Here is a 22387-nt window from a genome sequence, read left to right as displayed (position 1 = left end):
GCTGCCTGGCGCTCAGGCCGCAGCAGGGGGCTTGAGCCTAGAACCAAAAGCCATGCGAATTGACCTGGGGCGGCGCTTGCCCGACGATGGACAGCGGCATCTTCGCTGCCGCGCCAAGGGCGGTGATGTTGCCATCGGCCAGCCCGTCGGCATCGTACTGGCCGCCGTCCTGGATCTGGAAGTCCAGCCGCGTGCGCCCGCCTTCGCTGGTCACTTTGCCGCCGTAGGGTTCGCTGGCCAGGTTCACCCAGGTGCCGGCGCTGTCCTTGACCCAGTAGCCGTTGACGCCGGTGGCCGGGTCCACATACAGGCTGAAGCTCTCGGTGTAGCGGCCTACGGACAGGCCGACCCTGAATTGCGTCAGGCCGATCGGCATTTCCATGCCCTTGGGCAGGCTGGCGGGGGCTTCGTTGCGCACCAGTTCGGTAATGCGCGCATTGCTGCCGGGGATCACCTTGCCGTTCTGGCTGCCGGCCACCAAGGTCAGGTCGCGGGTCGAGCCGACGGCGACCTGCTCGCTGTCCCGGATACCGTCGCCGTTGCCGTCGCCATCCAGGCCGGCCGAGCCATCGGGGCGCAGCAGGCCGGGGGCCTGGTTTTCCTGGGCGTTGGGCACACTGTCGTAGTCGGAGTCCGGCGCCCCAGACGACCCGGACCCTCCGGACCCCCCAGACCCTCCAGACGCCCCCGGCGCCTCCGGTGTGGCGGGTGCAACCGGGGACCGGGTGAGGTTGGTCACCGCCCTGGCCGCAAAACTGGCCGCGTCATCGCCGCCATTGGCGGCGGTGCCGGCTTCCTGTAGCGCTTTGTTGTCGCTGGTATCGGTGTCCTGGTAGGCGACGGTCACCGTCTGGCCGGCAGCCACGGCGCGGGCCAAGGTCAGCGTGACCGTCCTGGCCGCTGCATCCACCGTCACCCGGCTGACATCGATGCGCGTGCCATCGACCAGCACGGTAAAGGACTCGTTGGTCGGGGCACGGTCCGCGTTCCCGTCCAGCGCCGTTTCGTGGCCGTAGCTCAGCACCAACTGGTCGCGGTTCACCGTGGCGCTGCTGAGCGCAAAGACCATGGTGTCTACGGTGTACTGGTTGAACGAGTAAGTGTTCACCGCCGGGGCGTTGCCTGCGGCATCCCTGACATTGGCCAGGTTCAGGGTGAGCCGGTGGTTGGTGGTGCGCGCCAGGCTGGCCGTGGGCGTGAAAGTGGCTGTCCAGGCTTTGCCGTCGGTGCCGACCGGCACCAGGTCGCCGAGCGTGCCGTTGGCCTGGGACAGGTCGATGGCCTCTTTCGTGAAGCCGGTGACGCGCTCGTTGAAGGTGAAGGTGACGGTGGCGGTTTCTCCAGCGCTCAGGCGCTCGTCGCTGATCGTCACCGTGACCTCGGGGCGCTTGGTGTCGATGCTGAAGTTGCCGCTGCTGACGCTGCCCGTTCCGGCGTTGCCCTGCGCGTCCAGCACGCCGGCGAGGTTCACGCGGATGGTGTTGTCGGCGCTCTCGATGTCGCTACGGGGCGTGTAGGTGGCGCTCCAGACCTTGCCGTCGGTGCCGACTGCCGTCAGCGCGCCCAGCGTGCCTTTGCTGGTGTCGTACTGGATGTCCTCGGTGCCAAAGCCGGTGACGCTCTCTCTGAAGGTGAAGGTGACGGTGGCGGTTTCTCCAGCGCTCAGGCGCTCGTCGCTGATCGTCACCGTGACCCCGGGCGGCCTGGTGTCGATGCTGAAGTTGCCGCTGCTGGCGCTGCCCGTTCCGGCGTTGCCTTGCGCGTCCAGCACGCCGGCGAGGTTCACGCGGATGGTGTTGTCGGCGCTCTCGGTGTCGGGCCGGGGCGTGTAGGTGGCTGTCCAGACCTTGCCATCGGTGCCGACCGCCGTCAGAGCGCCCAGCGTGCCTTTGCTGGTGTCGTACTGGATGTCCTCGGTGCCAAAGCCGGTGACGCTCTCTCTGAAGGTGAAGGTGAAGGTGGCGGTTTGGCCAGCGGCCAGGCGCTCGTCGCTGATCGTCACCGTGACCTCGGGGCGCTTGGTGTCGATGCTGAAGTTGCCGCTGCTGCCGCTGCCCGTTCCGGCGTTGCCCTGCGCGTCCAGCACGCCGGCCAGGTTCACGCGGATGGTGTTGTCGGCGCTCTCGGTGTCGGGCCGGGGCGTGTAGCTGGCTGTCCAGACCTTGCCGTCGGTGCCGACCGCCGTCAGAGCGCCCAGCGTGCCTTTGCTGGTGTCGTACTGGATGTCCTCGGCAGCAAAGCCGGTGACGCTCTCTCTGAAGGTGAAGGTGACGGTGGCGGTTTCTCCCGCACTCAGGCGCTCGTCGCTGATCGCCACCGTGACCTCGGGGCGTTTGGTGTCGATGCTGAAGTTGCCGCTGCTGACGCTGCCCGTTCCGGCGTTGCCCTGCGCGTCCAGCACGCCGGCCAGGTTCACGCGGATGGTGTTGTCGGCGCTCTCGGTGTCGGGCCGGGGCGTGTAGCTGGCTGTCCAGACCTTGCCGTCGGTGCCGACCGCCGTCAGAGCGCCCAGCGTGCCTTTGCTGGTGTCGTACTGGATGTCCTCGGCAGCAAAGCCGGTGACGCTCTCTCTGAAGGTGAAGGTGACGGTGGCGGTTTGGCCAGCGCTCAGGCGCTCGTCGCTGATCGTCACCGTGACTTCGGGGCGCTTGGTGTCGATGCTGAAGTTGCCGCTGCTGACGCTGCCCGTTCCGGCGTTGCCCTGCGCGTCCAGCACGCCGGCGAGGTTCACGCGGATGGTGTTGTCGGCGCTCTCGGTGCCGGGCCGGGGCGTGTAGGTGGCTGTCCAGACCTTGCCGTCGGTGCCGACTGCCGTCAGCGCGCCCAGCGTGCCTTTGCTGGTGTCGTACTGAACGTCGTTGAGATCGAAGCCGGTGACGCTCTCTCTGAAGGTGACGGTGACGGTGGCGGTTTCTCCTGCGCTCAGGCGCTCGTCGCTGATCGTCACCGTGACTTCGGGGCGCTTGGTGTCGATGCTGAAGTTGCCGCTGCTGACGCTGCCCGTTCCGGCGTTGCCCTGCGCGTCCAGCACGCCGCTGAGGTTCACGCGGATGGTGTTGTCGGCGCTCTCGGTGTCGGGCCGGGGCGTGTAGGTGGCGCTCCAGACCTTGCCGTCGGTGCCGACTGCCGTCAGAGCGCCCAGCGTGCCTTTGCTGGTGTCGTACTGAACGTCGTTGAGATCGAAGCCGGTGACGCTCTCTCTGAAGGTGAAGGTGACGGTGGCGGTTTCTCCTGCGCTCAGGCGCTCGTCGCTGATCGTCACCGTGACCCCGGGCGGCCTGGTGTCGATGCTGAAGTTGCCGCTGCTGACGCTGCCCGTTCCGGCGTTGCCCTGCGCGTCCAGGACGCCGGCCAGGTTCACGCGGATGGTGTTGTCGGCGCTCTCGATGTCGCTGCGGGGCGTGTAGGTGGCTGTCCAGACCTTGCCGTCGGTGCCCACCGCCGTCAGCGCGCCCAGCGTGCCTTTGCTGGTGTCGTACTGAACGTCGTTGAGATCGAAGCCGGTGACGCGCTCGTTGAAGGTGAAGGTGACGGTGGCGGTTTCTCCTGCGCTCAGGCGCTCGTCGCTGATCGTCACCGTGACCCCGGGCGGCCGGGTGTCGATGCTGAAGTTGCCGCTGCTGACGCTGCCCGTTCCGGCGTTGCCCTGCGCGTCCAGGACGCCGCTGAGGTTCACGCGGATGGTGTTGTTGACGCTCTCGATGTCGCTGCGGGGCGTGTAGGTGGCTGTCCAGACCCTGCCGTCGGTGCCGACTGCCGTCAGCGCGCCCAGCGTGCCTTTGCTGGTGTCGTACTGGATGTCCTCGGTGCCAAAGCCGGTGACGCTCTCTCTGAAGGTGAAGGTGACGGTGGCGGTTTCTCCCGCACTCAGGCGCTCGTCGCTGATCGCCACCGTGACCTCGGGGCGTTTGGTGTCGATGCTGAAGTTGCCGCTGCTGACGCTGCCCGTTCCGGCGTTGCCCTGCGCGTCCTGGACGCCGGCCAGGTTCACGCGGATGGTGTTGTCGGCGCTCTCGATGTTGGGCCGGGGCGTGTAGGTGGCTGTCCAGACCTTGCCGTCGGTGCCCACCGCCGTCAGAGCGCTCAGCGTGCCTTTGCTGGTGTCGTACTGGATGTCCTCGGTGCCAAAGCCGGTGACGCTCTCTCTGAAGGTGAAGGTGACGGTGGCGGTTTCTCCAGCACTCAGGCGCTCGTCGCTGATCGTCACCGTGACTTCGGGCGGCCTGGTGTCGATGCTGAAGTTGCCGCTGCTGCCGGTGCCCGTTCCGGCGTTGCCCTGCGCGTCCAGCACGCCGCTGAGGTTCACGCGGATGGTGTTGTCGGCGCTCTCGATGTTGGGCCGGGGCGTGTAGGTGGCGCTCCAGACCTTGCCGTCGGTGCCGACTGCCGTCAGAGCGCTCAGCGTGCCTTTGCTGGTGTCGTACTGGATGTCGTTGAGATCGAAGCCGGTGACGCGCTCGTTGAAGGTGAAGGTGACGGTGGCGGTTTCTCCAGCGGTCAGGCGCTCGTCGCTGATCGTCACCGTGACTTCGGGCGGCTTGGTGTCGATGCTGAAGTTGCCGCTGCTGCCGGTGCCCACCCCGGCGTTGCCCTGCGCGTCCAGCACGCCGGCGAGGTTCACGCGGATGGTGTTGTTGGCGCTCTCGATGCCGCTGCTGGGCGTGTAGGTGGCTGTCCAGATCCTGCCGTCGGTGCCCACCGCCGTCAGCGCGCCCAGCGTGCCTTTGCTGGTGTCGTACTGGATGTCCTCGGTGCCAAAGCCGGTGACGCTCTCTCTGAAGGTGAAGGTGACAGTGGCGGTTTCTCCTGCGGCGAGGCGCTCGTCGCTGATCGTCACCGTGACCTCGGGGCGCTTGGTGTCGATGCTGAAGTTGCCGCTGCTGACGCTGCCCGTTCCGGCGTTGCCCTGCGCGTCCAGCACGCCGGCGAGGTTCACGCGGATGGTGTTGTCGGCGCTCTCGGTGTCGGGCCGGGGCGTGTAGGTGGCTGTCCAGACCTTGCCGTCGGTGCCCACCGCCGTCAGCGCGCTCAGCGTGCCTTTGCTGGTGTCGTATTGAACGTCGTTGAGATCGAAGCCGGTGACGCGCTCGCTGAAGGTGACGGTGACGGTGGCGGTTTCTCCTGCGGCGAGGCTGCTGTCGCTGATCGTCACCGTGACCCCGGGCGGCCTGGTGTCGATGCTGAAGTTGCCGCTGCTGCCGGTGCCCGTTCCGGCGTTGCTCTGCGCGTCCAGCACGCCGGCCAGGTTCACGCGGATGGTGTTGTCGGCGCTCTCGATGCCGCTGCTGGGCGTGTAGGTGGCTGTCCAGACCTTGCCGTCGGTGCCGACCGCCATCAGAGCGCCCAGCGTGCCTTTGCTGGTGTCGTACTGGATGTCCGCGGTATCAAAGCCGGTGACGCGCTCGCTGAAGGTGAAGGTGACGATGGCGGTTTCGCCAGCGGTCAGGTGGTTGTCGCTGATCGTCACCGTGACCTCGGGCGGCCTGTCGACCACGGTCGGCCTGGTGTCGATGCTGAAGTTGCCGCTGCTGGCGCTGCCCGTTCCGGCGTTGCCCTGCGCGTCCTGGACGCCGGCCAGGTTCACGCGGATGGTGTTGTTGGCGCTCTCGATGCCGCTGCTGGGCGTGTAGGTGGCTGTCCAGACCCTGCCGTCGGTGCCGACTGCCGTCAGCGCGCCCAGCGTGCCTTTGCTGGTGTCGTACTGGATGTCCGCAGTATCAAAGCCGGTGACGCGCTCGCTGAAGGTGAAGGTGACGGTGGCGGTTTCGCCAGCGGTCAGGTGGTTGTCGCTGATCGTCACCGTGACCTCGGGCGGCCTGTCGACCACGGTCGGCCTGGTGTCGATGCTGAAGTTGCCGCTGGTGCTGGTGCCCGTTCCGGCATTGCCCTGCGCGTCCAGCACGCCGCTGAGGTTCACGCGGATGGTGTTGTCGGCGCTCTCGGTGTCGGGCCGGGGCGTGTAGGTGGCGCTCCAGACCTTGCCGTCGGTGCCCACCGCCGTCAGCGCGCCCAGCGTGCCTTTGCTGGTGTCGTACTGGATGTCCTCGGTGCCAAAGCCGGTGACGCTCTCTCTGAAGGTGAAGGTGACGGTGGCGGTTTCTCCTGCGCTCAGGTGGTTGTCGCTGATCGTCACCGTGACTTCGGGGCGCTTGGTGTCGATGCTGAAGTTGCCGCTGCTGACGCTGCCCGCTCCGGCGTTGCCCTGCGCGTCCTGGACGCCGGCGAGGTTCACGCGGATGGTGTTGGTGGCGCTTTCGGTGTCGCTGTTGGGCGTGTAGGTGGCGCTCCAGACCTTGCCGTCGGTGCCGACCGCCGTCAGCGCGCCCAGCGTGCCTTTGCTGGTGTCGTACTGGATATCCGCGGTATCAAAGCCGGTGACGCGCTCGCTGAAGGTGAAGGTGACGGTGGCGGTTTCGCCAGCGCTCAGGCGGTTGTCGCTGATCGTCACCGTGACCTCGGGCGGCCTGTCGACCACGGTCGGCCTGGTGTCGATGCTGAAGTTGCCGCTGCTGCCGGTGCCCGTTCCGGCGTTGCCTTGCGCGTCCAGCACGCCGCTGAGGTTCACGCGGATGGTGTTGTCGGCGCTCTCGATGCCGCTGCTGGGCGTGTAGGTGGCTGTCCAGACCTTGCCGTCGGTGCCGACCGCCATCAGAGCGCCCAGCGTGCCTTTGCTGGTGTCGTACTGGATGTCCGCGGTATCAAAGCCGGTGACGCGCTCGCTGAAGGTGAAGGTGACGGTGGCGGTTTCGCCAGCGGTCAGGTGGTTGTCGCTGATCGTCACCGTGACCTCGGGCGGCCTGTCGACCACGGTCGGCCTGGTGTCGATGCTGAAGTTGCCGCTGCTGGCGCTGCCCGTTCCGGCGTTGCCCTGCGCGTCCTGGACGCCGGCCAGGTTCACGCGGATGGTGTTGTTGGCGCTCTCGATGCCGCTGCTGGGCGTGTAGGTGGCTGTCCAGATCCTGCCGTCGGTGCCGACCGCCGTCAGCGCACCCAGCGTGCCTTTGCTGGTGTCGTACTGGATGTCCGCGGTATCAAAGCCGGTGACGCGCTCGCTGAAGGTGAAGGTGACGGTGGCGGTTTCGCCAGCGGTCAGGTGGTTGTCGCTGATCGTCACCGTGACCTCGGGCGGCCTGTCGACCACGGTCGGCCTGGTGTCGATGCTGAAGTTGCCGCTGCTGGCGCTGCCCGTTCCGGCGTTGCCCTGCGCGTCCAGCACGCCGGCGAGGTTCACGCGGATGGTGTTGTCGGCGCTCTCGATGCCGCTGCTGGGCGTGTAGGTGGCTGTCCAGATCCTGCCGTCGGTGCCCACCGCCGTCAGCGCACCCAGCGTGCCTTTGCTGGTGTCGTACTGGATGTCCTCGGTGCCAAAGCCGGTGACGCTCTCTCTGAAGGTGAAGGTGAAGGTGGCGGTTTCTCCCGCACTCAGGCGCTCGTCGCTGATCGTCACCGTGACTTCGGTCGGCCTGGTGTCGATGCTGAAGTTGCCGCTGCTGGCGCTGCCCGCTCCGACGTTGCCCTGCGCGTCCAGCACGCCGGCCAGGTTCACGCGGATGGTGTTGTCGGCGCTCTCGATGCCGCTGCTGGGCGTGTAGGTGGCTGTCCAGACCCTGCCGTCGGTGCCGACCGCCGTCAGCGCGCCCAGCGTGCCTTTGCTGGTGTCGTACTGGATGTCCTCGGTGCCAAAGCCGGTGACGCTCTCTCTGAAGGTGAAGGTGACGGTGGCGGTTTCTCCCGCACTCAGGCGCTCGTCGCTGATCGTCACCGTGACTTCGGGCGGCTTGGTGTCGATGCTGAAGTTGCCGCTGCTGGCGCTGCCCGTTCCGGCGTTGCCCTGCGCGTCCAGCACGCCGGCGAGGTTCACGCGGATGGTGTTGTTGGCGCTCTCGATGCCGCTGCTGGGCGTGTAGGTGGCTGTCCAGATCCTGCCGTCGGTGCCGACCGCCGTCAGCGCGCCCAGCGTGCCTTTGCTGCTGTCGTACTGGATGTCCCCGGTATCAAAGCCGGTGACGCGCTCGCTGAAGGTGAAGGTGACGGTGGCGGTTTCGCCAGCAGTCAGGTGGTTGTCGCTGATCGTCACCGTGACCTCGGGCGGCCTGTCGACCACGGTCGGCCTGGTGTCGATGCTGAAGTTGCCGCTGCTGGCGCTGCCCGTTCCGGCGTTGCCCTGCGCGTCCAGGACGCCGGCGAGGTTCACGCGGATGGTGTTGGTGGCGCTCTCGATGCCGCTGCTGGGCGTGTAGGTGGCTGTCCAGATCCTGCCGTCGGTGCCGACCGCCGTCAGCGCGCCCAGCGTGCCTTTGCTGGTGTCGTACTGAACGTCGTTGAGATCGAAGCCGGTGACGCGCTCGCTGAAGGTGAAGGTGACGGTGGCGGTTTCGCCAACGGTCAAGCGGTTGTCGCTGATCGCCACCGTGACTTCGGGGCGCTTGGTGTCGATGCTGATGGTGGATTCGCGGAACGGCTGGGAGCCATTGCTGACGTTGCCGGCGCTGTCCCTGATGCCGTCCTGAATGATGCTGATCGAGCTGCTGGCGCTCTGCAGGTTGGCCGTGGGTGTGAAGGTGGCCCTCCAGATTCTGCCGTCGGTCGTGTCCTGCCTCAGGTTGCTCACTGAACCGTTGGGGATTTCGAAGGTATCTGCGGTGACGTTGTTGACGATCTCGTTGAAGGTGACCGTGACGGTGGCGGTTTCTCCGGCGGTAAGGCGCGCTTTGTCAAACGTGGCGCTGGTGGGATAGGGATACTGGGCGTCGACCTCGTAGTTGTTGGTGCTGGCGCTGGAGTTAGGCACTGCGGCGTTGCCTGCGAGGTCACGCACGCCATCGAGGTTGCGGATGCTGACGGTGTTGGTGGAATCACTCGCGACATGCGGACTGGCACGGTAGGTGATGGTCCAGGTGCGGCCACCATCTGCGCTGACTGGCTCTTTCGGGCTGAAGGTGATGTAGGGAGAGGCACTGGAGTTGTCCAAATTGATGTTGGCCAACGTGAAGCCGGTGACTGCCTCGCTGAAGGTGAAGGTAATGGTGACGTCGGTGTCCCCCGTGACGATGGAGGTGGGGCCCACCACAGAGACGATGCTGGGCCGCCCGTCGACCTCGGTGGGCCTGGTGTCGATGCTGAAGTTGCCGCTGCTGGCGCTGCCCACTCCGGCGTTGCCCTGCGCGTCCAGGACGCCGGCGAGGTTTACGCGGATGGTGTTGTTGGCGCTCTCGATGCCGCTGCTGGGCGTGTAGGTGGCGCTCCAGACCTTGCCGTCGGTGCCGACCGCCGTCAGAGCGCCCAGCGTGCCTTTGCTGGTGTCGTACTGGATGTCCTCGGTATCAAAGCCGGTGACACGCTCGCTGAAGGCGAAGGTGACGGTGGCGGTTTCGCCAGCGGTCAGGCGCTCGTCGCTGATCGTCACCGTGACCTCGGGCGGCCTGTCGACCACGGTCGGCCTGGTGTCGATGCTGAAGTTGCCGCTGCTGGCGCTGCCCGCTCCGGCGTTGCCCTGCGCGTCCTGGACGCCGGCCAGGTTCACGCGGATGGTGTTGTTGGCGCTCTCGATGCCGCTGCTGGGCGTGTAGGTGGCTGTCCAGACCCTGCCGTCGGTGCCGACTGCCGTCAGCGCGCCCAGCGTGCCTTTGCTGGTGTCGTACTGGATGTCCCCGGTATCAAAGCCGGTGACGCGCTCGCTGAAGGTGAAGGTGACGGTGGCGGTTTCGCCAGCGCTCAGGTGGTTGTCGCTGATCGTCACCGTGACTTCGGGCGGCCTGTCGACCACGGTCGGCCTGGTGTCGATGCTGAAGTTGCCGCTGCTGCCGGTGCCCGTTCCGGCATTGCCCTGCGCGTCCAGCACGCCGGCGAGGTTCACGCGGATGGTGTTGTTGGCGCTTTCGGTGTTGGGCCGGGGCGTGTAGCTGGCTGTCCAGACCTTGCCGTCGGTGCCGACCGCCATCAGAGCGCTCAGCGTGCCTTTGCTGGTGTCGTACTGAACGTCGTTGAGATCGAAGCCGGTGACGCTCTCGCTGAAGGTGAAGGTGACGGTGGCGGTTTCGCCAGCGCTCAGGTGGTTGTCGCTGATCGTCACCGTGACCTCGGGCGGCCTGTCGACCACGGTCGGCCTGGTGTCGATGCTGAAGTTGCCGCTGCTGCCGGTGCCCGTTCCGGCGTTGCTCTGCGCGTCCAGCACGCCGGCCAGGTTCACGCGGATGGTGTTGTCGGCGCTCTCGATGCCGCTGCTGGGCGTGTAGGTGGCTGTCCAGACCTTGCCGTCGGTGCCGACCGCCATCAGAGCGCCCAGCGTGCCTTTGCTGGTGTCGTACTGGATGTCCGCGGTATCAAAGCCGGTGACGCGCTCGCTGAAGGTGAAGGTGACGGTGGCGGTTTCGCCAGCGGTCAGGTGGTTGTCGCTGATCGTCACCGTGACCTCGGGCGGCCTGTCGACCACGGTCGGCCTGGTGTCGATGCTGAAGTTGCCGCTGCTGGCGCTGCCCGTTCCGGCGTTGCCCTGCGCGTCCAGCACGCCGGCGAGGTTCACGCGGATGGTGTTGTTGGCGCTCTCGATGCCGCTGCTGGGCGTGTAGGTGGCTGTCCAGATCCTGCCGTCGGTGCCGACCGCCGTCAGCGCGCCCAGCGTGCCTTTGCTGCTGTCGTACTGGATGTCCCCGGTATCAAAGCCGGTGACGCGCTCGCTGAAGGTGAAGGTGACGGTGGCGGTTTCGCCAGCAGTCAGGTGGTTGTCGCTGATCGTCACCGTGACCTCGGGCGGCCTGTCGACCACGGTCGGCCTGGTGTCGATGCTGAAGTTGCCGCTGCTGGCGCTGCCCGTTCCGGCGTTGCCCTGCGCGTCCAGGACGCCGGCGAGGTTCACGCGGATGGTGTTGGTGGCGCTCTCGATGCCGCTGCTGGGCGTGTAGGTGGCTGTCCAGATCCTGCCGTCGGTGCCGACCGCCGTCAGCGCGCCCAGCGTGCCTTTGCTGGTGTCGTACTGAACGTCGTTGAGATCGAAGCCGGTGACGCGCTCGCTGAAGGTGAAGGTGACGGTGGCGGTTTCGCCAACGGTCAGGCGGCTGTCGTTGATCGTCACCGTGACTTCGGGGCGCTTGGTGTCGATGCTGATGGTGGAGTCGTGGAACGGCTGGGAGCCATTGTTGACGTTGCCGGCGCTGTCCCTGAGGCCGTCCTGACTGATGCTGATCGAGCTGCTGGCGCTCTGCAGGTTGGCCGTGGGGGTGAAGGTGGCCCTCCAGATTCTGCCGTCGGTCGTGTCCTGCCTCACGTTGCTCACCGAACCGTTGGGGATTTCGAAGGTATCTGCGGTGACGTTGTTGACGATCTCGTTGAAGGTGACGGTGACGGTGGCGGTTTCTCCGGCGGCAAGGTGGGTTTTGTCAAACGTGGCGCTGGTGGGATAGGGAGCCACGGCGTCGACCTCGTAGTTCTCGGTGCTGGCGCTGGAGTTAGGCACTGCGGGGTTGCCTGCGAGGTCACGCACGCCATCGAGGTTGCGGATGCTGACGGTGTTGGTGGAATCACCCGTGACATGCGGACTGGCACCGAAGGTGATGGTCCAGGTGCGGCCACCATCTGCGCTGACTGGCTCTTTCGGGCTGTAGGTGATGTAGGGAGAGGCACTGGAGTTGTCCAAATTGATGTTGGCCAACGTGAAGCCGGTGACTGCCTCGCTGAAGGTGAAGGTAATGGTGACTTCGGTGTCCCCCGTGACGATGGAGGTGGGGCCCACCACCGAGACGATGCTGGGCCGCCCGTCGACCTCGGTGGGCCTGGTGTCGATGCTGAAGTTGCCGCTGGCGCTGGTGCCCACTCCGGCGTTGCCCTGCGCGTCCTGGACGCCGCTGAGGTTCACGCGGATGGTGTTGTTGGCGCTCTCGATGCCGCTGCTGGGCGTGTAGGTGGCTGTCCAGACCCTGCCGTCGGTGCCGACCGCCGTCAGCGCGCCCAGCGTGCCTTTGCTGGTGTCGTACTGGATGTCTGCGGTATCAAAGCCGGTGACGCGCTCGCTGAAGGTGAAGGTGACGGTGGCGCTTTCGCCAGCGGTCAGGCGGTTGTCGCTGATCGTCACCGTGACCTCGGGCGGCCTGTCGACCACGGTCGGCCTGGTGTCGATGCTGAAGTTGCCGCTGCTGACGCTGCCCTCTCCGGCGTTGCCCTGCGCGTCCTGGACGCCGGCGAGGTTCACGCGGATGGTGTTTTTGGCGCTCTCGATGCCGCTGCTGGGCGTGTAGGTGGCTGTCCAGACCCTGCCGTCGGCGCCGACCGCCGTCAGAGCGCTCAGCGCGCCTTTGCTGGTGTCGTACTGGATGTCCGCAGTATCAAAGCCGGTGACGCGCTCGCTGAAGGTGAAGGTGATGGTGGCGGTTTCGCCAGCGGTCAGGCGCTCGTCGCTGATCGCCACCGTGACTTCGGGGCGCTTGGTGTCGATGGTGATGGTGGAGTCGTCGAACGACTGGGTGCCATTGTTGACGTTGCCGGCGCTGTCCTTGAGGCCGTCCTGACTGATGCTGATCGAGCTGCTGGTGCTCTGCAGGTTGGCTGTGGGGGTGAAGGTGGCCCTCCAGATTCTGCCGTCGGTCGTGTCCTGCCTCAGGTTGCTCACCGAACCGTTGGGGATTTCGAAGGTATCTTCGGTGACGTTATCGACGATCTCGTTGAAGGTGACGGTGACGGTGGCGGTTTCTCCGGCGGCAAGGTGGGTTTTGTCAAACGTGGCGCTGGTGGGATAGGGAGCCACGGCGTCGACCTCGTAGTTCTCGGTGCTGGCGCTGGAGTTGGGCACTGCGGCGTTGCCTGCGAGGTCACGCACGCCATCGAGGTTGCGGATGCTGACGGTGTTGGTGGAATCACCCGTGACATGCGGACTGGCACGGAAGGTGATGGTCCAGGTGCGGCCACCATCTGCGCTGACCGGCTCTTTCGGGCTGAAGGTGATGTAGGGAGAGGCACTGGAGTTGTCCAAATTGATGTTGGCCAACGTGAAGCCGGTGACTGCCTCGCTGAAGGTGAAGGTAATGGTGACGTCGGTGTCCCCCGTGACGATGGAGGTGGGGCCCACCACAGAGACGATGCTGGGCCGCCCGTCGACCACGGGCGGCCTGGTGTCGATAGTGAAGTTGCCGCTGCTGCCGGTGCCCGTTCCGGCGTTGTCCGTTGCGTCCCGGACGCCGGCGAGGTTCACGCCGATGGTGTTTTCGGCGCTCTCGGTGTTGGGCCGGGGCGTGTAGGTGGCGCTCCAGACCTTGCCGTCGGTGCCCACCGCCGTCAGCGCGCCCAGCGTGCCTTTGCTGGTGTCGTACTGGATGTCCTCGGTACCAAAGCCGGTGACGCGCTCGCTGAAGGCGAAGGTGACGGTGGCGGTTTCGCCAGCGGTCAGGCGCTCGTCGCTGATCGTCACCGTGACCTCGGGCGGCCTGTCGACCTCGGGCGGCCTGGTGTCGATGCTGAAGTTGCCGCTGCTGACGCTGCCCTCTCCGGCGTTGCCCTGCGCGTCCTGGACGCCGGCGAGGTTCACGCGGATGGTGTTGTTGGCGCTCTCGGTGTCGGGCCGGGGCGTATAGGTGGCGCTCCAGACCCTGCCGTCGGTGCCGACCGCCGTCAGAGCGCCCAGCGTGCCTTTGCTGGTGTCGTACTGGATGTCCTCGGTGCCAAAGCCGGTGACGCCCTCGCTGAAGGTGAAGGTGATGGTGGCGGTTTCGCCAGCGGTCAGGCGCTCGTCGCTGATCGTCATCGTGACCTCGGGCGGCCCGTCGCCCTCGGTGGTCTTGGTGTCGATGCTGAAGTTGCCGCTGCTGCCGGTGCCCTCTCCGGCGTTGCCCTGCGCGTCCAGCACGCCGCTGAGGTTCACGCGGATGGTGTTGTCGGCGCTCTGGATGCCTCTGCTGGGCGTGTAGGTGGCTGTCCAGACCATGCCGTCGGTGCCGACCGCCGTCAGCACGCTCAGCGTGCCTTTGCTGGTGTCGTACTGGATGTCCTCGGTACCAAAGCCGGTGACGCGCTCGCTGAAGGTGAAGGTGACGGTGGCGGTTTCGCCAGCGGTCAGGCGCTCGTCGCTGATCGTCACCGTGACTTCGGGGCGCTTGGTGTCGATGCTGATGGTGGAGTCGTGGAACGGCTGGGTGCCATTGTTGACGTTGCCGGCGCTGTCCCTGAGGCCGTCCTGACTGATGCTGATCGAGCTGCTGGTGCTCTGCAGGTTGGCCGTGGGGGTGAAGGTGGCCCTCCAGATTCTGCCGTCGGTCGTGTCCTGCCTCACGTTGCTCACTGAACCGTTGGGGATTTCGAAGGTATCTGCGGTGACGTTGTTGACGATCTCGTTGAAGGTGACGGTGACGGTGGCGGTTTCTCCGGCGGCAAGGTGGGTTTTGTCAAACGTGGCGCTGGTGGGATAGGGAGCCACGGCGTCGACCTCGTAGTTCTCGGTGCTGGCGCTGGAGTTGGGCACTGCGGCGTTGCCTGCGAGGTCACGCACGCCATCGAGGTTGCGGATGCTGACGGTGTTGGTGGAATCACCCGTGACATGCGGACTGGCACCGAAGGTGATGGTCCAGGTGCGGCCACCATCTGCGCTGACTGGCTCTTTCGGGCTGTAGGTGATGTAGGGAGAGGCACTGGAGTTGTCCAAATTGATGTTGGCCAACGTGAAGCCGGTGACTGCCTCGCTGAAGGTGAAGGTAATGGTGACGTCGGTGTCCCCCGTGACGATGGAGGTGGGGCCCACCACAGAGACGATGCTGGGCCGCCCGTCGACCTCGGTGGGCCTGGTGTCGATGCTGAAGTTGCCGCTGCTGCCGGTGCCCGCTCCGACGTTGCCCTGCGCGTCCAGCACGCCGGCCAGGTTCACGCGGATGGTGTTGTCGGCGCTCTCGGTGTTGGGCCGGGGCGTGTAGGTGGCGCTCCAGACCCTGCCGTCGGTGCCGACTGCCGTCAGCGCGCCCAGCGTGCCTTTGCTGGTGTCGTACTGGATGTCCCCGGTATCAAAGCCGGTGACGCTCTCTCTGAAGGTGAAGGTGACGGTGGCGGTTTCTCCAGCGGTGAGGCGCTCGTCGCTGATCGTCACCGTGACTTCGGGCGGCTTGGTGTCGATGCTGAAGTTGCCGCTGCTGCCGGTGCCCACCCCGGCGTTGCCCTGCGCGTCCAGCACGCCGGCGAGGTTCACGCGGATGGTGTTGTCGGCGCTCTCGGTGTCGGGCCGGGGCGTGTAGGTGGCTGTCCAGACCTTGCCGTCGGTGCCGACCGCCATCAGAGCGCTCAGCGTGCCTTTGCTGGTGTCGTACTGGATGTCCTCGGTGCCAAAGCCGGTGACGCTCTCTCTGAAGGTGAAGGTGACGGTGGCGGTTTGGCCAGCGCTCAGGCTGCTGTCGCTGATCGTCACCGTGACTTCGGGCAGCCTGTCGACCCCGGGCGGCCTGGTGTCGATGCTGAAGTTGTCGCTGCTGCCGGTGCCCGTTCCGGCGTTGCCCTGCGCGTCCAGCACGCCGGCCAGGTTCACGCGGATGGTGTTGTCGGCGCTCTCGATGTCGGGCCGAGGCGTGTAGGTGGCGCTCCAGACCCTGCCGTCGGTGCCCACCGCCGTCAGAGCGCCCAGCGTGCCTTTGCTGGTGTCGTACTGGATGTCCCCGGTATCAAAGCCGGTGACGCGCTCGCTGAAGGTGAAGGTGATGGTGGCGGTTTGGCCAACGGTCAGGCGGGTGTCGTTGATCGCCACCGTGACTTCGGGGCGCTTGGTGTCGATGCTGATGGTGGAGTCGTGGAACGGCTGGGTGCCATTGTTGACGTTGCCGGCGCTGTCCCTGAGGCCGTCCTGACTGATGCTGATCGAGCTGCTGGCGCTCTGCAGGTTGGCCGTGGGGGTGAAGGTGGCCCTCCAGATTCTGCCGTCGGTCGTGTCCTGCCTCACGTTGCTCACCGAACCGTTGGGGATTTCGAAGGTATCTGCGGTGACGTTGTTGACGATCTCGTTGAAGGTGACGGTGACGGTGGCGGTTTCTCCGGCGGCAAGGTGGGTTTTGTCAAACGTGGCGCTGGTGGGATAGGGAGCCACGGCGTCGACCTCGTAGTTCTCGGTGCTGGCGCTGGAGTTAGGCACTGCGGGGTTGCCTGCGAGGTCACGCACGCCATCGAGGTTGCGGATGCTGACGGTGTTGGTGGAATCACCCGTGACATGCGGACTGGCACCGAAGGTGATGGTCCAGGTGCGGCCACCATCTGCGCTGACTGGCTCTTTCGGGCTGTAGGTGATGTAGGGAGAGGCACTGGAGTTGTCCAAATTGATGTTGGCCAACGTGAAGCCGGTGACTGCCTCGCTGAAGGTGAAGGTAATGGTGACGTCGGTGTCCCCCGTGACGATGGAGGTGGGGCCCACCACCGAGACGATGCTGGGCCGCCCGTCGACCTCGGTGGGCCTGGTGTCGATGCTGAAGTTGCCGCTGGCGCTGGTGCCCACTCCGGCGTTGCCCTGCGCGTCCAGGACGCCGGCGAGGTTCACGCGGATGGTGTTGGTGGCGCTTTCGATGCCGCTGTTGGGTGTGTAGGTGGCTGTCCAGACCTTGCCGTCGGTGCCGACCGCCGTCAGCGCGCCCAGCGTGCCTTTGCTGGTGTCGTACTGGATGTCCGCGGTATCAAAGCCGGTGACGCGCTCGCTGAAGGTGAAGGTGACGGTGGCGCTTTCGCCAGCGCTCAGGCGCTCGTCGCTGATCGCCACCGTGACTTCGGGGCGCTTGGTGTCGATGCTGATGGTGGAGTCGTCGAACGACTGGGTGCCATTGTTGACGTTGCCGGCGCTGTCCCTGAGGCCGTCCTGACTGATGCTGATCGAGCTGCTGGTGCTCTGCAGGTTGGCCGTGGGGGTGAAGGTGGCCCTCCAGATTCTGCCGTCGGTCGTGTCCTGCCTCACGTTGCTCACCGAACCGTTGGGGATTTCGAAGGTATCTGCGGTGACGTTGTTGACGATCTCGTTGAAGGTGACGGTGACGGTGGCGGTTTCTCCGGCGGCAAGGTGGGTTTTGTCAAACGTGGCGCTGGTGGGATAGGGAGCCACGGCGTCGACCTCGTAGTTCTCGGTGCTGGCGCTGGAGTTAGGCACTGCGGCGTTGCCTGCGAGGTCACGCACGCCATCGAGGTTGCGGATGCTGACGGTGTTGGTGGAATCACCCGTGACATGCGGACTGGCACGGAAGGTGATGGTCCAGGTGCGGCCACCATCTGCGCTGACCGGCTCTCTCGGGCGGTAGGTGATGTAGGGAGAGGCACTGGAGTTGTCCAAATTGATGTTGGCCAACGTGAAGCCGGTGACTGCCTCGCTGAAGGTGAAGGTAATGGTGACGTCGGTGCTCAGCAAGACGATGGAGGTGGGGCCCACCACAGAGACGATGCTGGGCCGCCCGTCGACCTCGGTGGGCCTGGTGTCGATGCTGAAGTTGCCGCTGGCGCTGGTGCCCACTCCGGCGTTGCCCTGCGCGTCCTGGACGCCGGCGAGGTTCACGCGGATGGTGTTGGTGGCGCTTTCGATGCCGCTGTTGGGTGTGTAGGTGGCTGTCCAGACCCTGCCGTCGGTGCCCACCGCCGTCAGCGCGCCCAGCGTGCCTTTGCTGGTGTCGTACTGGATGTCCGCGGTATCAAAGCCGGTGACGCGCTCGCTGAAGGTGAAGGTGACGGTGGCGGTTTCTCCAGCGGTCAGGCGCTCGTCGCTGATCGTCACCGTGACCTCGGGCCGCCCGTCGACCACGGTCGGCCTGGTGTCGATGCTGAAGTTGCCGCTGCTGACGCTGCCCTCTCCGGCGTTGCCCTGCGCATCCAGCACGCCGGCGAGGTTCACGCGGATGGTGTTCTTGGCGCTTTCGATGCCGCTGCTGGGCGTGTAGGTGGCTGTCCAGACCCTGCCGTCGGTGCCCACCGCCGTCAGAGCGCCCAGCGTGCCTTTGCTGGTGTCGTACTGAACGTCGTTGAGATCGAAGCCGGTGACGCGCTCGCTGAAGGCGAAGGTGACGGTGGCGGTTTCGCCAGCGCTCAGGCGCTCGTCGCTGATCCCCACCGTGACTTCGGGGCGCTTGGTGTCGATGCTGATGGTGGAGTCGTCGAACGACTGGGTGCCATTGTTGACGTTGCCGGCGCTGTCCTTGAGGCCGTCCTGACTGATGCTGATCGAGCTGCTGGCGCTCTGCAGGTTGGCCGTGGGGGTGAAGGTGGCCCTCCAGATTCTGCCGTCGGTCGTGTCCTGCCTCACGTTGCTCACTGAACCATTGGGGATTTCGAAGGTATCTTCGGTGACGTTATCGACGATCTCGTTGAAGGTGACGGTGACGGTGGCGGTTTCTCCGGCGGCAAGGTGGGTTTTGTCAAACGTGGCGCTGGTGGGATAGGGAGCCACGGCGTCGACCTCGTAGTTCTCGGTGCTGGCGCTGGAGTTAGGCACTGCGGCGTTGCCTGCGAGGTCACGCACGCCATCGAGGTTGCGGATGCTGACGGTGTTGGTGGAATCACCCGTGACATGCGGACTGGCACGGAAGGTGATGGTCCAGGTGCGGCCACCATCTGCGCTGACCGGCTCTTTCGGGCTGTAGGTGACGTAGGGAGAGGCACTGGAGTTGTCCAAATTGATGTTGGCCAACGTGAAGCCGGTGACTGCCTCGCTGAAGGTGAAGGTAATGGTGACGTCGGTGTCCCCCGTGACGATGGAGGTGGGGCCCACCACAGAGACGATGCTGGGCCGCCCGTCGACCACGGGCGGCCTGGTGTCGATGCTGAAGTTGCCGCTGGCGCTGGTGCCCACTCCGGCGTTGTCCGTTGCGTCCCGGACGCCGGCGAGGTTCACGCCGATGGTGTTTTCGGCGCTCTCGGTGTTGGGCCGGGGCGTGTAGGTGGCGCTCCAGACCTTGCCGTCGGTGCCCACCGCCGTCAGCGCGCCCAGCGTGCCTTTGCTGGTGTCGTACTGGATGTCCTCGGTGCCAAAGCCGGTGACGCGCTCGCTGAAGGTGAAGGTGACGGTGGCGGTTTCGCCAGCAGTCAGGTGGTTGTCGCTGATCGTCACCGTGACCTCGGGCGGCCTGTCGACCTCGGTGGGCCTGGTGTCGATGCTGAAGTTGCCGCTGCTGACGCTGCCCTCTCCGGCGTTGCCCTGCGCGTCCTGGACGCCGGCCAGGTTCACGCGGATGGTGTTGTTGGCGCTTTCGGTGTCGGGCCGGGGCGTGTAGGTGGCGCTCCAGACCCTGCCGTCGGTGCCGACCGGCGTCAGAGCGTCCAGCGTGCCTTTGCTGGTGTCGTACTGAACGTCGTCGAGATCGAAGCCGGTGACGCTCTCGCTGAAGGTGAAGGTGATGGTGGCGGTTTCGCCAGCGGTCAGGCGGGTGTCGCTGATCGTCATCGTGACCTCGGGCGGCCCGTCGCCCTCGGTGGTCTTGGTGTCGATGCTGAAGTTGCCGCTGCTGCCGGTGCCCGCTCCGGCGTTGCCCTGCGCGTCCAGGACGCCGGCGAGGTTCACGCGGATGGTGTTGTCGGCGCTCTGGATGCCGCTGCGGGGCGTGTAGGTGGCTGTCCAGACCATGCCGTCGGCGCCCACCGCCGTCAGCGCGCTCAGCGTGCCTTTGCTGGTGTCGTACTGGATGTCCTCGGTACCAAAGCCGGTGACGCGCTCGCTGAAGGTGAAGATGATGGTGGCGGTTTGGCCAGCGATCAGGCGGTTGTCGCTGATCCCCACCGTGACTTCGGGGCGCTTGGTGTCGATGCTGATGGTGGATTGGTCGAACGACTGGCTGCCATTGTTGACGTTGCCGGCGCTGTCCCTGAGGCCGTTCAGATCGATGCTGATCGAGCTGCTGGCGCTCTGCAGGTTGGCCGTGGGGGTGAAGGTGGCCCGCCAGATTCTGCCGTCGGTCGTGTCCTGCCTCAGGTTGCTTACCGAACCGTTGGGGATTTGAAAGGTATCTTCGGTGACGTTGTTGACGATCTCGTTGAAGGTGACGGTGACGGTGGCGGTTTCTCCGGCGGCAAGGTGGGTTTTGTCAAACGTGGCGCTGATGGGACCGGGGTCCTTGGTGTCGATCGCGAAGTTGTTGCTGGTGGGGCTGGCCGTTGCGGCGATGCCTGTGGCGTCACGGATGGTATGGAGGTTGCGCAGGCTGATGGTGTTGGTGGCATCCTCGACGTCCGGCTCTGCCGTGTAGGTGATGGTGTAGGTGCGGCCGTCGACTGAGCGGTTCAGCGCTCCTATCTGGTTGCTGCCATAGGGCGTGACATGGGCGTTGCTGAAATCGATGTTGTCTGGCGTGAAGCCGGTGACTGCTTCGTCGAAGGTGATGGTGACGGTGACCAGTCTGTCATTGCTGTTCGTGACGGGGTTGGGGGTCACGGCAATGGTGGCGCTGGGCGGCCCGTCGGCCTCGGGCGGCCTGGTGTCGATGCGGAAGTTGCCGCTGCTGCCGGTGCCCGTTCCGGCGTTGCCCTGCACGTCCTGGACGCCACCGAGGTTCACGCGGATGGTGTTGTCGGCGCTTTCGATGCCGATGCGGGGCGTGTAGGTGGCGCTCCAGACCCTGCCATCGGCGCCCACCGCCGTCAGAGCGCCCAGCGTGCCTTTGCTGATGTCGTACTGGATGTCCTCGATATCAAAGCCGGTGACGCTCTTGCTGAAGGTGAAGAGGACGGTGGCGGTTTCGCCAGCGCTCAGGCGCTCGTCGCTGATCGTCACCGTGACTTCGGGCGGCCTGGTGTCGATGCTGAAGTTGCCGCTGCTGCCGGTGCCCGTTCCGGCGTTGCCCTGCGCATTCAGCACGCCGGCGAGGTTCACGCGGATGGTGTTGTCGGCGCTCTCGGTGCCGCTGTGGGGCGTGTAGGTGGCGCTCCAGACCCTGCCGTCGGAGCCCACCGCCGTCAGAGCGCCCAGCGTGCCTTTGCTGGTGTCGTACTGAACGTCGTTGAGATCGAAGCCGGTGACGCTCTCGCTGAAGGTGAAGGTGACGGTGGCGGTTTCGCCAGCGCTCAGGTGGTTGTCGCTGATCGTCACCGTGACTTCGGGGCGCTTGGTGTCGATGACGATGGTGGATCTGTAGAACGGCATGCCACCAGAGCTGGTGTTGCCGGCGCTATCCCTGAGGCCGTCCAGACTTATTCTGATCGAGCTGGTGGTGCGATCCAGGTTGGCGGTGGGTGTGAAGGTGGCTGTCCAGACTGTGCCGTTGGAGCCGGCGACCGGCGTCGGGTCGCTGACAGAACCGTTGGCGATTTGAAAGGTGCTTCGGGTGACGTTGCTGACGCTTTCGTTGAAAGTGACGGTGACGGTGGCGGTTTCGCCAGCGGTAAGGCGGGTTTTGTCAAACGTGGCGCTGGTGGGATAGGGATACTGGGCGTCGACCTCGTAGTTGTTGGTGCTGGCGCTGGAGTTAGGCACTGCGGCGTGGCCTGCGAGGTCACGCACGCCATCGAGGTTGCGGATGCTGACGGTGTTGGTGGAATCAGTCGCGACATGCGGACTGGCACGGTAGCTGATGGTCCAGGTGCGGCCACCATCTGCGCTGACCGGCTCTCTCGGGCGGTAGGTCCAGTAGGGAGAGGCACTGGAGTCGTCCAAATTGATGTTGGCCAACGTGAAACCGGTGACTGCCTCGCTGAAGGTGAAGGTGATGGTGACGTCGGTGTCCCGCAAGACGATGGAGCTGGGGCCCACCACAGAGACGATGCTGGGCGGCTTGTTGTCGATGTTGTAGGTGACGAGGTTGACGTTGCCCGTGCCCGGGTTGCCCGCGATATCGGTGATGCCGGCCATGTTGATGCCGATCTGCAGGTTCTTCGCTTCGGTGTTGGCCGCCAGGTTGGCCGGCGGCCTCAGGTCTACCTGCCAAGACCTGCCGCCGTCGGTGGTGCGCAGGTTCTCCAGCCTGCCCATGCCCGCCGGTATCGTCAGGTCAGCCGTCGTGAAGCTGGCCTGATCCAACTGCTCGGAGAAGACAAAGGAGATGGTGGTTACTTGGTTGGCGTGGATCAGGTTGCGGTTGCCGATCGTCGGGGTGCCCGTCAGAGTGGGCGCCCGGGTGTCGACGATGAAGGTGGCACTGGTGGCGTCGTTGGCGGTGCCGGGAGGGTTGTAGCTGATGCGGCACTCGGTTCTGTCCAGGTTCGGGGTAGGCGTGAAGTCGCCTTGATAGACCTGGGTGGTGGGGGTGCTGAGGGCCTCGACGTATCGGAAGTCGTAGCCGGCGGATATGGTGCCGCCAATGATGGTCACGTCAACGACTGTCCTGACGCCAGACCTATTGAGGGTGCCCATGAAGTGGGTCTTCTCGACCGTAAAGGTGACTACGGCGGTCTCGCCGGCTTTGATGGTTGTCTTGTCAAGCGTGATGGTGGCCATGGGGCTTTCCTTTCAATGGGACGTGGATTGCGCTGGTGCGCCGCA

General features: G+C 65.6%; 1 protein-coding gene. It reads right to left on the bottom strand.

Translation table 11 applies throughout. The annotated features are described in order from the left end of the window. Positions 1–37: 37 nt before the first annotated feature. Entirely contained in the window at positions 38–22342 is a 22305-nt protein-coding gene (locus VEIS_RS09655; RefSeq protein WP_011809732.1) for an Ig-like domain-containing protein, read from the bottom strand. Positions 22343–22387 lie beyond the last annotated feature (45 nt).

Origin of the sequence: Verminephrobacter eiseniae EF01-2, from assembly GCF_000015565.1 — a bacterium.
GTDB classification, from domain to species: Bacteria; Pseudomonadota; Gammaproteobacteria; order Burkholderiales; family Burkholderiaceae_C; genus Acidovorax; species Acidovorax eiseniae.
The sequence above is the reverse complement of the archived record's forward strand: the minus strand, read 5'-3'. Positions and strand labels throughout refer to the sequence as shown.

Excerpts from the sequence above, each read along its gene's own strand:
- VEIS_RS09655 (WP_011809732.1), bottom strand. The coding sequence starts at position 22,342 with ATGGCCACCATCACGCTTGACAAGACAACCATCAAAGCCGGCGAGACC.